Consider the following 12132-nt stretch of genomic DNA (forward strand, 5'->3'; position numbering starts at 1 on the left):
TCCAGCCCCGCGCCCAGGTGGTCCCCCAGAAAGAAGAAAGCCCCGCCCTGCAAGAGCAGGACGGGGCTTTGAATCAACCTGGCTGAAGGCCTAGACCGTCAACTCCTTAGTCGAACGGCTAGGCGAGAGATCGCGGGGCTTTTTGTTTGGAGCGGGCGGTGCTCAGACCATCAAGGCTTCGAGCTTGATCGTATCGACCACGAAGGCGCGGATGCCTTCGGCGAGTTTTTCGGTGGCCATGGCGTCTTCGTTGAGGGCGAAGCGAAAGGCCGCTTCGTCGTAACGCACGGCGGGGATATCCAGGGTGCGGGCGGCCTCGGGGTCCAGGGCCCGCGTGAGCGGTGCCTCGCTGGCCGCCAGTTGGGCCAGCAGTTCCGGGCTGATGGTGAGCAGGTCGCAGCCCGCCAGCGCGGTGATCTGGCCGACGTTGCGAAAGCTCGCGCCCATCACTTCGGTGGGAATGCCATGGCGCTTGTAGAACTCGTAGATGCGCTTGACAGAGCGCACGCCCGGGTCGTTGGCACCCGCCATCGCCGCCTCGTCCCACTGCGCACCGGCCTGCTTCTTGTACCAGTCGTAAATGCGGCCCACGAAAGGTGAGATGAGTTTCACCCCTGCCTGGCCACAGGCCACGGCCTGCGAGAACGAAAACAGCAGCGTCAGGTTGGTGTGGATGCCCTCGCGCTCGAGTTGCTCGGCGGCGCGGATGCCTTCCCACGTGGCCGCGACCTTGATCAGCACGCGCTCGCTGTCCACCCCTTCGGCGCGGTAAAGCGCGATCAGGCGACGCGCGCGTTCCAGCGTGGCCGCGGTGTCGAAGCTCAGGCGCGCGTCGACCTCGGTGGACACGCGCCCCGGAATCAGGTGCAGGATCTCGCAGCCGAAGCGCACCAGCAAGCGGTTCATGAGCTCGACCTTGTCGGCCGTGCCGTGGCGCGCGATGGCCTCGGCCAGCAGCGGTGCGTATTCGGGCTTCTGCACCGCCTTGAGGATGAGCGAGGGGTTGGTGGTCGCGTCCTGCGGTGTGTAGGCCGCAAGCTGCTTGAAATCGCCGGTGTCGGCGACGACGGTGGTGAACTGTTTGAGCGCGTCGAGCTGGTTCATGGCGCGATTATCGCGCCCGCTGGTAATAAAATTTCACACGTTCCGTCCACCGGGTTCCAAGCCATGCTCGACCGCATCAAGGCCTCCCTGCCCTCGCTCGCCCCGGCCGAACAACGCGTGGGCCGCCTCGTGCTGCAGGATCCGCGCAGTTTCGCCAGCCTGCCGGTGAGTGAACTCGCCGAGCGCGCCCACGTGAGCAAACCCACGGTGGTTCGTTTCTGCCGCAGCATGGGCTACGACGGCCTGTCCGACTTCAAGCTCAAGCTTGCCGGCACCGTGAGCGAAGGCGTGCCCTTCATCCACCGCAGCGTGGACGCCGACGACAAGACCGGCGATGTGCTGGTGAAGGTGGTGGACAACACGGTGGCGGCCTTCCTGAAGTACCGCAACGATGCCTCCAGCCACGCGATCGAACGCGCGGTCGATGCCCTGCTGGCCACCTGGAAAAGCAAGGGCCGCATCGAGTTCTATGGCGCGGGCAATTCGGGCATCGTGGCGCAGGATGCGCAGCACAAGTTCTTCCGCCTGGGCATCAACGCCGTGGCCTACAGCGACGGCCACATGCAGGTGATGGGCGCCTCGCTGCTGGGCCCGGGCGATTGCCTGGTGATCGTCTCCAACTCGGGCCGCACGCGCGACCTGATGGATGCGGCCGATATCGCACGCAAGCACGGCGCGACGGTGATCACCATCACCACCAGCGGCTCACCGCTGGCCCAGGCCGGACACATCCAGCTGGCGGCCGACCACCCCGAGGGCTACGACCGCTACAGCCCCATGACCTCGCGCCTGCTGCACCTCATGGTGATCGACATCATGGCCACGTGCCTGGCCCTGCGCATCGGCGGCACGAAGCTGCAACCGCTGTTGCGCGAGATGAAGAACAACCTGAAAAACAAGCGCTACGCGTGACGCGGCCCTGCTGACCGCCGCAGTCAGGGCGCGGGTTTGAACGACTTCAGCTCCGTGAGCGTGTCGTTCCAGGGTCGACCTCCGCGAAAGTCCCGATACTCGGAGCGCACCACGCGGCCGATGGAGGGGGCGTACCAATGCACCTGGGCGACCCGCACCGAGCCCGTCCAGCTCACACCGGTGACCCACCCGCCGGATTCGATCTTGAAAGTCTCGAATTCCCCGGCCGGCGTCGTGATCTTTTCGGTTCCCACGACTTTGTACTCGAAGTCGGTTTTGGACTTGGCGTTGTTGCGCGCAACCATCTCTGCAGCATTCTTCCAGTTGTCGCCCACGGCCATCGGGATCTTGATCAACGGAGCGGGCGGATCAAATCGAGTACCGGAGGCGCCCGATTGCACTTGTCGCATGTCCGGCGTGAACTGGCCCTCGATCTCGGCCGGCTCACGTCCCGGACGCACGTGGCTAAACCGGATGAGTTCACTCTCCACGGCCGTGACGGTGACGGTCTCGTCAACGGTCTGGTTGTCGGCTCGGTTGTTCACCGTGTAGACCGCAACTTCGCCCACCTTGAACACGGGCTTTGTGCTGCCGTTGGGCTGCGCCCAAGCCGACAACCCCCAGGCCGCCAACAACCCCAGCGCGATGTGCTTGACCATGTCCCACCTTTGAACAAGGCCCCCGGCACCCAGGACGGGCACCTGTGCAAAGCCCTCAAGGCGAAGATTAGGGGCGCGAGAACGCGCCCCGCCATCCCCCAGGCAGGGGATGCTTGGTCAGATCCGCCCTTCTTCCACCGCGTGGCAGGCGATGCGGATGCCGCCCAGCTCCTTGAGCACCGGGCGTTCGCTGCGGCAACGGTCGTTGGCATGCGGGCAGCGTGGGTTGAAGGCGCAACCGCTGGGCGGGTTGAGCGGGTTGGGCACCTCGCCCTGCACCGGTGTGCGCGCCTTGCCCGTGTCGTGCATCTTGGGGATGGCATCGAGCAGCATGCGCGTGTAGGGGTGGCGCGGGCTGTCGAAGAGCGTGTGCTTGGGCGCGAGTTCGACCAGGCGGCCCAGGTACATCACGCCCACCTGGTCGCTCACGTGGCGCACCACGGCCAGGTTGTGGCTGATGAACAGGTAAGTGAGTCCGCGCTCGCGCTGCAGGTCCTTCATGATGTTGAGCACCTGCGCCTGCACCGACACGTCGAGCGCGCTGGTGGGTTCGTCGCAGACCAGGAAGTCGGGCTGGGTGGCCAGGGCGCGCGCGATGGAAATGCGCTGGCGCTGGCCGCCGCTGAACTGGTGCGGGTACTTCACGCGGTCCAGCGGGCTCAGGCCCACCGACTGCAGCAGCGCGTCCACGCGCTCGCGCAGCTTCGCGGGGTCGGACTCGATCTCGTGCTCGCGCAGCGGCTCGGCGATGATGTCTTCGACGCGCCAGCGCGGGTTGAGGCTGGCGTACGGGTCCTGGAAGATCATCTGGATGCGCCGGCGCAGCACGCGGCCGGCGGGTGTCTTGAACGCGGCGTGGGCGTCCTGGCCATCGAACTCGAAACCGCCGCGCGTGGGTTCATAGAGCCCCACGAGCAGGCGCGCCACGGTGCTCTTGCCACAACCCGACTCGCCCACCAGCGCCAGTGTCTGCCCGCGCGGGATGTCGAAGGACACGCCATCGACCGCGCGCAGCAGCAACCGTGGCTGGCGCTCGATCACGCGGTTGAGCCAGGGCGCCGACACGTCGAAGGTCTTCGCGAGATCGGTGGCGCGCACCAGCGGCGCTGCCGTGGCAGCCTCGGCGGTGGCGGCCGACACGGCAGCACGCGCCTCGGCCGACAAGGCGGTGGTTTCCAGTTTCTGCGCGCTCATGCCGCCGCCCCTTGGGTGGCGTGCAGCCAGCATGCCGCGCGGGTGGCACCCGCCGCCAGCAGTTCGGGGCGTTCCGAATGGCAGCGGTCGAACACTTTTTCGCAGCGCGGGTTGTAGGCACAGCCCTTGGGAATGGCGTTGAGGCGCGGCATGGCGCCGTCGATCTGGTGCAGCCGCTCGCGGTCTTCGCTCATGTCGGGAATGCAGGCCATCAGGCCCTTGGTGTAGGGGTGGGCCGGCTGGTTGATGACCTCGTGCACCGGGCCGATCTCGGCCACGCGGCCGGCGTACATCACCGCCACGCGGTCGCAGGTTTCTGCAATCACGCCCATGTCGTGCGTGATGAGCATCACCGCCGCACCGCGCTGTTTGCAGATGGTCTTGAGCAGCGTGATGATCTGCGCCTGAATGGAGACGTCCAGCGCGGTGGTGGGTTCGTCGGCCACGATGAGCTGGGGTTCGGCGGCGAGCGCCAGTGCAATCACCACGCGCTGGCGCATGCCGCCGCTGAACTGGTGCGGAAAGTGGTCGATGCGCTGCTCGGCCGCGGGGATACCGGTGTCCTTGAGCAGCTGGATGGCACGCTGGCGCGCCTCGGCCGGGCTCACGGGCAGGTGGGTGGTGATGGTCTCGATGAGCTGGCGACCGACCGAGTACAGCGGGTTGAGCGAGGTCAGCGGGTCCTGGAAGATGGCGCCGATCTTGCGGCCGCGGATGCGACGCATCTGCTCGTGCGGCAGGTTGTCGATGCGCTGACCCTCAAGCAGCACCTCGCCCGACGCGATGCGCCCCGGTGGCTCGAGCAGGCCGATGATGGATGCGCCGGTGAGCGATTTTCCCGCACCGGACTCGCCCACCACACCCAGGATCTCGCCGGGTGCGATGTCGAAGGAGATGTCGTCGAGCGCGCGCAACGTGCCGCGGCGCGTGGGGAACTCGACGACGAGGTTCTTGACTTGCAAAAGGCTCATGGTCAGCGAAGGCGTGGGTTCAGGGCGTCGCGCAGCCAGTCGCCCAGCAGGTTCACGCTCAGCGCGATGAGGATGAGCATCAGGCCGGGGAAGATGGTGATCCACCACTCGCCGGAGAAGAGGTAGTCGTTGCCGACGCGGATGAGCGTGCCCAGCGAGGGCGAGGTGGGGGGCGCGCCAACACCCAGGAAGGACAGCGTGGCCTCGGTGATGATGGCCGTGGCGACCTGGATGGTGGCCAACACCAGCACCGGGCCGAGCACGTTGGGCAGCACGTGGCGGCCCATGATGCGCATCGGCGCCACGCCGGTCACGCGCGCGGCCTGCACGTATTCCTTGTTGCGCTCCACCAGGGTGGAGCCACGCACCGTGCGTGCGTACTGCACCCAGCCGGTGAGGGTGATGGAGATGATCAGCACGCCGAAGGCCAGCGTTTCGTGCGCGTTGGGAAACAGCGCGCGGCCAACGCCGGCGATCAGCAGGGCCACCAGGATGGCCGGGAATGACAGCATCACGTCGCACAGGCGCATGAGGAAGGCGTCGATCCAGCCGCCCAGGAAGCCGGCCAGCAAGCCGAAAGTGACGCCGATGATCACCGACAGGATCACCGAGGCCAGGCCCACGAGGAGCGAAATGCGCGCGCCGTACATGAGCGCGGAGAGGATGTCGCGACCCTGGTCATCGGTGCCGAGCACGAACGCCGGGTTGCCACCTTCCTGCCACATGGGCGGCAGGCGCGCGTTCATGAGGTCGAGCGTGGCGAGGTCGAACGGGTTGTGCGGCGCCACCCAGTTGGCGAACACCGCACAGAACACGCAGATGGCCGCGATCAACGCCGCCACGATGGCGGTCGGCGAGGTGCGGAAGCTGTAGCCGACGTCGCTGTCGAGCGCACGGCGAAGGGTAGCGATCAAGGAAATGTCCTGATGAGTGAGGCGATACAAACCCAGGGCCAGCGCGGATCCGGCTCCGCCGGTCCGCTGCTGGCGTCCCCCTGGGGGGAAGACGCCGCAGGCGGCGCAGGGGGGTTCTTTATTTCACCGACATGTACCGGAACGGCATGAAGTTGTCGGCCAGCTGGACCAGCGACACGTTGTTGGCCACGCCCCAGGCCAGCGCCTGCTGGTGCAGCGGCAGGTGGCCGATGTCGTCGGCATGGAGCTTGAATGCCTCGCGGATCATCGCGTCACGCTTGGCCTTGTCGGTTTCCGACTGGATCTTCAACGTGAGCTCGTCCACCTTGGGGTTGCAGTAAGAGCCCAGGTTGAACTGGCCCGAACCCTTGTCGTCCACGCAGCGCATCAGCGCGTTGAGCGCGTTGTGCGAGTCGTACGTGCCCGGCGTCCAGCCGAGCATGTAGAAGCTGGTGTCGCGCCGCAGGATCTTGGGGAAGTAGGTCCCTTTGGTTTCCGCCTGCAGATTGATCTTGATGCCCACGCGCGCGAGGTTGGCGGCCACGGCCTCGCAGATGTTGCCGTCGTTGACGTAACGGTCGTTCGGGCAGTTCATCGAGACCTCGAAACCGTTGGGATAACCGGCCTCGGCCAACAGCTTTCTCGACGCTTCGGGGTCAAACGGCAGGCGGGTATTCAGCGCCGGGTCGAACCCGTTGATGCCCGGGCCGACCATGAGCGCCGTGGGCGCCGAGGCGCCGCGCATCACGGTGCGCTGGATGCCCTGAATGTCGATGGCCTGGTAGAAGGCCTGGCGCACGCGCTTGTCCTTGAAAGGGTTCTTGCCCTTCACATTGGAGTACAGCAGCTCGTCGCGCTTCTGGTCCATGCCCAGGAAGATGGTGCGCAACTCGGGACCTTGCATGACCTTGGTCTTGCCGCTGGCGTTGATGCGCGCCACGTCCTGCAGCGGCACGGGTTCGATCACATCCACCTGGCCCGACAACAGGGCCGCCACGCGCGTGGCGTCGTTGCCGATCGGCGTGTACTCGACGTTGATCACGTTGCCTTCGATCTTGCCCCAGTAGTTGCCGTTGCGCTGGAAGGTGGTCTTGACGTTGGGCTGTCGCTCACGCAGACGGAAGGGGCCGGTGCCGTTGGCACGGAACGAGGCTGCGTTCTCGATGCCCTTGCGGCGGTCCACCGGGCGCGTGGCCTGGTTGTCCTCGCTCCACTTCTTGCTCATGATGTAGAGCAGCGAGATCACATCCGGCAGGATGGGGAACGGTGCCTTGGTCTCGATCTCGACCACGAAGTCGTTGACCTTGCGGACCTCCTTCACATCGTTCGTGTAGCTCTTCATGTCGGAGCCGTCACCCGACGCGCGAGCAAAGCTGAACACCACATCATCGGCCGTGAACGGCGTGCCATCGTGGAATTTCACGTTGCGGCGCAACTCGAAGCGCCACACCGTGGGCGAGGTCTGGCGCCAGCTGGTGGCCAGTGCCGGGGTCAACCCGAGCTTGCTGTCACGCCCCACGAGCGGCTCATAAACGTTGCCGGTCACACTGAGCTGCAGCGATTCGTTGAGCGAATGCGGATCCATCGACAAGGCGTCACCCTGGTTGCCGATGCGCACGGTTTGGGCGGAGGCAGCGCCGGCGACGGCCAGCGCGCCGGCCACCAACATGGCGGCTGCGGTTTTTCTCAAGTTCATGCTTCGCTCCTGACAGGGGTGGGGGAAACGGATTGGGGGCGGTGGGCAGCGGCCGGCTCGTCGGCCAGCGGCATGCCCTGTTCGATCAGACCGGCGTGCAGCGCAGCCCCCAGCGGCAGCACGTCGTCGTTGAAGTCGTAGCGGCTGTTGTGCAGGAAGCAGGCGCCCTGCCCGTTCTCGGCGCCCTGCCCCAGGCGCAGGTAGGCGCCGGGCTTGACCTGCAGCATGAAGGAGAAATCCTCCGCACCCATGCTGGGGTCCATGTTGCGGTCCACGTGCTCGTGACCCACGAGCTTTTGTGCCACTTCCATGGCGAAGCGGGCCTCGTCGCGCGTGTTGATGGTGGCGGGGTAGATGCGCTCGTAGTGCAAGTGCGCCGAGGCCCCCAGGCCCAGCGCCACGCCCGAGCACACCTCGTGCAGGCGCTTCTCGACCATGGCCTGCACCTCGGGGTTGAAGGTGCGTACCGTGCCCACGAGCTTGGCGGTACCGGGAATCACGCTGAATGCCCCGGGGTCACCAGCCTGCATGGCACACAGGCTGATGACGGCGCTATCGATGGCGCGCACGTTGCGCGAGACGATGCTCTGCACCGCCGTGATGATGTGGGCTGCCACCAGCACCGGATCGACCGCCGCATAGGGGTGAGCGCCGTGCCCGCCCTTGCCGGTGATCTCAATGGTGATGCGGTCGGCCGAGGCCATCATCGGCCCCGGGTTGACGCCCACCGTGCCCGGGCGCATCTGCGGCCAGTTGTGCATGGCAAACACCGACTGCACCGGGAAGCGCTCGAACAGGCCGTCTTCGATCATGGCCTTGGCGCCAGCAAAGCCCTCTTCCCCGGGCTGGAAGATCAGCACCGCGGTGCCGTCGAAGTGACGCGTTTCGGCGAGGTAGCGCGCGGCGCCCACCAGCATGGCGGTGTGCCCGTCGTGGCCGCAGCCATGCATCATGCCCGGCTTGCCGGACTTCCAGGCGAAGTCGTTGTGCTCGGTCATGGGCAGCGCGTCCATGTCGGCGCGCAGGCCGATCATGCGGCCGCTGGCCTGGCTGCGCCCGCGGATGACCGCCACGACGCCGGTCTTGCCGATGCCGGTGTGGATCTCGTCCACGCCGCAGACCTTGAGCGACTCCACCACGCGTTTGCTGGTGTAGACCTCTTCGAAACCCAGCTCGGGGTGGGCGTGCAGGTCACGCCGCAGTGCGGTGAGTTCGGGGTGGAAGGCCGCGATATGTGCGAACGCACGGCCATGGGCGCGGATGCGTGCGGGGTGCATGTCAGTGTCCCCCGGCCTTTTCCACGCGCAAGCGCGGGTCGACGGCGAAGTACAGCAGATCGACGATCAGGTTGATGACCACGAAGATCAGTGCGATCAGGCACAGGTAGGCCGCCATCACGGGGATGTCGGCAAACGTGACGGCCTGGATGAACAGCAGCCCCATGCCGGGCCATTGAAACACCGTCTCGGTGATGATGGCAAACGCGATCAGGCCACCGAGCTGCAGACCGGTGATGGTCATCACCGGCACGAGCGTGTTCTTCAGCGCGTGCCCGAAGTGCACCGCGCGGTTGGTGAGGCCACGCGCCCGCGCGAACTTGATGTAGTCGGTGCGCAGCACCTCCAGCATCTCGGCACGCACCAGGCGCATGATGAGCGTGAGCTGGAAGATCGCGAGCGTGATGGCTGGCAGGGTGATGTGCAGCCAGCCTTTCGGCGTGAGCAGGCCCGAGCTCCACCAGCCGATCTGCACCACGTCGCCGCGGCCGAAGCTGGGGAACCAGCCGAGCTGCACCGCGAACACCAGGATGAGCAGGATGCCGATGAGGAAGGTCGGCAGCGACACACCCAGCAGCGAGATCGTCATGAACACCTGGCTCATGAACGTGCCGCGCTTGAGCGCGGCATACACGCCCATCGGAATGCCGATGAGCAGCGCCAGCAGGGCCGCCACCGTGGCCAGCTCCAGCGTGGCCGGGAAACGCTCGGCGATCAGCCGCGAGACCTTGGCGCCCTGGCGCAGGCTCAGACCGAACTCGCCCTGCGCCGCGTTCGCGAGGAAGTGCCAGAACTGGATGAAGAACGGTTGATCGAGACCGAGATCGGCGCGCAGCGCCCGCACCTGCTCGGGTGTGGCGTCCTGCCCGAGCAGGAAGACCACCGGGTCTCCGACGTATTGGAACAGCATGAAGGCGATCAGCGCAACGCTGATCATGACGATCAGTGCCTGGACGAGCCGCCGCAGAATGAATGCAAACATCGGATGAAGAAACAAGAGAGGGTCGCGCCAGTCATGGGGCGACCCTCTGCGGTCTGAGACGCGTTCAGTTTACCTTGATCAGACGCCAATCCAGGCGGTTGTCCGCACGGTGCACCACGTCAATGTTCTTCTTCATCGCCCAGGGGATCACCTGGTTGTGCAGCGGGATGTGCGCCACGTCGGTGTTCTGCAGCGCCAGCGCTTCGGTCAGCAGCCGGTTGCGGATCAGCGTGTCGGTCTCGGTCTTGGCGCGATCGATGATCTGGTCCATCTTGGGGTTGCTGTAGCGGCCCACGTTGTAGTTGCCATCACCGCCCTGGCCCACGCTGCGCACCAGCGACTGCAGGCTGTAGAGCGCGTCGAAGGTGGGCACGCCCCAGCCCAGCATGTAGATGCTGGCCTCGTAGCGCTGGATCATCGGGAAGTAGGTGGACAGGGGCAGCGTGCGCAGCTTGGCCTTGACGCCGATGCGTGCCCACATGGCCGTCACGGCCTGGCAGATCGCCTCGTCATTGATGTAGCGGTTGTTCGGGCAAGCGAAGTCGACCTCGAAGCCGTCCTTGTAGCCCGCATCGGCCAGCAGCTTCTGTGCGGCCGCCACGTCGAACGGATAGCGGGTGTGCACCGACTCCGTCCAGCCCGCCACCTGGGGCGCCACCAGCGCGCCGGTCGGCTGGCCCAGGCCCCGCAGCGTGACGCGCGAGATGGCGTTCATGTCGATCGCCTGGTACAGCGCCTTGCGCACGCGAACGTCCTTCAGCGGGTTCTTGCCCTTGACGTTGCTGCCCACGAGCTCGTCGCGGTGCTGGTCCATGCCGAAGAAGATGGTGCGGTTCTCGATGCCATCGATCACCTTGAGGTTGCTGTCCTGGCGCAGGCGCGGCAGATCCTGCGGACTCGGGTCGAGCACGAAGTCGACCTCACCGGAGAGCAGGGCGGCCATGCGGGTGGCCGTGGCCTTCACCGGGGTGTAGACCACCTCGGTCACGTTGCCTTCGGACTTGCCCCACCAGTTGGGGTTGCGCGTCAGCACGAGGCGCTGGTCCTGCACCCACTCCTTGAGCATGAAGGGGCCCGTGCCCATGGCGTTGCGGTGGGCGAAGTTCTCGTCCTGGGTCTTGATGTCCTTGGGCGCGGTGGAGTTGTTTTTTTCTGCCCAGGCCTTGCTCATCATGCGCAACTCGGTGAGCTGGTTGATCAGCACCGGGTTCGGGCCCTTGGTGAAGATGTCGATCGTGTTGTTGTCGACCTTCACGATGCGGTCGATGCCCTGCACATAGGGCGAGAAGTTCGACGTGGGCGCCATGGCGCGCTGCAGCGAGAACACGGCGTCGTCGGCGCTGAAGGTCGAGCCGTCGTGGAACTTGACGCCGGTGCGCAGCGTGAGGCGCAACTGGGTGGGCGAGACCTGGTTCCAGCCCGTGGCCAGCAGCGGCTCGGGCTTGAAGGTGCGGCTGTTGTAGTAAACGAGAGACTCATAGACCGACGCGTGCACACCGTTGGCCAGCGCGTTGTTCTGCGAGTGGATGTCCCACGTGGGAATGTCGCTGGCGCTGGTCCATTTGAAGGTCTTGGCATGCAGGCCGCCGACGGCAAACGCCAGCGCAGCACCCAGGACGACCGCACGCAGTGGCATGGGGGTCAGTTTCATCGTTGACACCTGAAATAAATGAAGGTGCCGGGAATATGCAACAAGCGTTCCTGCACCAGCGAGGGGACTTACCCGTATCGGGTATCGGGCGCGACAGCACCGCTGCGCGTGCGCCGTGGCCATGGTGCGGCCGACCTGCAGCACGCCATGCGCCACCCACCCGATGCACTGGCGGCGCCAAACACCCCACAGTATGAATAATTCCTACGACCTATATTGGTCGGGCCCGATATCGAAATTTGGGCTCTTTTGTTTTCAACTTCAATCAGGAAGGATTGCCCCCATGAAACAACGCCTCATCGCCCTGCTGCTGTCGCTCAGCGCCGTCACCACGGCCTTCGCCGCGGTTGACGTCAACAAGGCCAGCGAAGCCGATCTGGACAGCATCAAGGGCATCGGCCCCGGCACCAGCGCCAAGATCATTGAACAACGCAAAGACGCACCATTCAAGAACTGGGGTGATCTGATGACCCGCGTTTCCGGCATCGGCGCCAAGCGCGCGGCGGGCCTGTCGGAACAGGGCCTCACGGTGAACGGCGAAGCATTCAAACCCGAAGCCGCCACCGCCTCGCCCACGGCGAAGCCCAAGCAGTAAACACGACAGGCCGTTACAGGCGTTCCAAAAGAAAAACCGCCCGGTTTCCCGCTAGCCGTTCGGTTAAGGAGTTGATTCAAGGGGTCTTCGGACCCCACAATGCGCCCCAAGGTCACACTTGGGGCGTTTTTCATGGTCGAGGAGAAATCTTCTCCGGGAGGAGAGGGGGCAGACCCC

General features: G+C 65.5%; 11 protein-coding genes. 2 read left to right on the forward strand and 9 right to left on the reverse strand.

All coding sequences use genetic code 11. The annotated features are described in order from the left end of the window. Positions 1-162: 162 nt before the first annotated feature. Entirely contained in the window at positions 163-1104 is a 942-nt protein-coding gene (gene tal, locus M3149_RS21920; RefSeq protein ID WP_251711496.1) for a transaldolase, read from the reverse strand. A gap of 63 nt (positions 1105-1167) precedes the next feature. Here tal and M3149_RS21925 point away from each other — a divergent pair, with 63 nt between their 5' ends. Beyond that, the gene (locus tag M3149_RS21925; RefSeq protein WP_251711497.1) at positions 1168-2016 is read left to right on the forward strand and encodes a MurR/RpiR family transcriptional regulator; all 849 of its coding nucleotides are present in this window, start codon (positions 1168-1170) and stop codon (positions 2014-2016) included. Positions 2017-2039: 23 nt separating this feature from the next. Here the strand turns inward: M3149_RS21925 and M3149_RS21930 are convergent, their stop codons facing one another. From M3149_RS21930 to M3149_RS21965, 8 genes are all read right to left on the reverse strand, one after another. Then, positions 2040-2675: a DUF3108 domain-containing protein gene (locus M3149_RS21930; RefSeq protein ID WP_251711498.1), complete on the reverse strand. Its 636-nt coding sequence runs from the start codon at positions 2673-2675 to the stop codon at positions 2040-2042. A gap of 117 nt (positions 2676-2792) precedes the next feature. Next, positions 2793-3869 carry an ABC transporter ATP-binding protein gene (locus M3149_RS21935; RefSeq protein ID WP_251711499.1) on the reverse strand — a complete coding sequence of 359 codons (1077 nt, stop codon included), beginning with the start codon at positions 3867-3869 and terminating at the stop codon, positions 2793-2795. Further along, positions 3866-4840, reverse strand: a complete 975-nt coding sequence (locus M3149_RS21940) for an ABC transporter ATP-binding protein (protein ID WP_251711500.1) — start codon at positions 4838-4840, stop codon at positions 3866-3868. Before M3149_RS21940 ends, M3149_RS21935 begins: the two co-directional genes overlap by 4 nt. A 2-nt stretch (positions 4841-4842) precedes the next feature. Continuing rightward, a complete protein-coding gene (locus M3149_RS21945) occupies positions 4843-5754 on the reverse strand; it encodes an ABC transporter permease (RefSeq protein WP_251711501.1) in 912 nt (303 codons plus the stop codon). A 118-nt stretch (positions 5755-5872) separates the two neighbouring features. Continuing rightward, complete coding sequence (locus tag M3149_RS21950) at positions 5873-7450, reverse strand: ABC transporter substrate-binding protein (protein ID WP_251711502.1); 1578 nt, start codon at positions 7448-7450, stop codon at positions 5873-5875. Continuing rightward, positions 7447-8727 (reverse strand): M20 aminoacylase family protein, encoded by a 1281-nt coding sequence (locus M3149_RS21955; protein ID WP_251711503.1) that lies wholly within the window; start codon positions 8725-8727, stop codon positions 7447-7449. Before M3149_RS21955 ends, M3149_RS21950 begins: the two co-directional genes overlap by 4 nt. Position 8728: 1 nt before the next feature. Beyond that, the gene (locus tag M3149_RS21960) at positions 8729-9709 is read right to left on the reverse strand and encodes an ABC transporter permease (protein WP_251711504.1); all 981 of its coding nucleotides are present in this window, start codon (positions 9707-9709) and stop codon (positions 8729-8731) included. Between the two features lie 64 nt (positions 9710-9773). After that, a complete protein-coding gene (locus M3149_RS21965) occupies positions 9774-11360 on the reverse strand; it encodes an ABC transporter substrate-binding protein (RefSeq protein ID WP_251711505.1) in 1587 nt (528 codons plus the stop codon). Between the two features lie 283 nt (positions 11361-11643). Between M3149_RS21965 and M3149_RS21970 the strand changes: the two genes are divergently transcribed. After that, entirely contained in the window at positions 11644-11955 is a 312-nt protein-coding gene (locus M3149_RS21970; RefSeq protein WP_251711506.1) for a ComEA family DNA-binding protein, read from the forward strand. The last annotated feature ends 177 nt before the right edge of the window (positions 11956-12132 follow it).

The organism is Hydrogenophaga intermedia (genome assembly GCF_023715105.1).
Lineage (GTDB): Bacteria > Pseudomonadota > Gammaproteobacteria > Burkholderiales > Burkholderiaceae_C > Hydrogenophaga > Hydrogenophaga intermedia_A.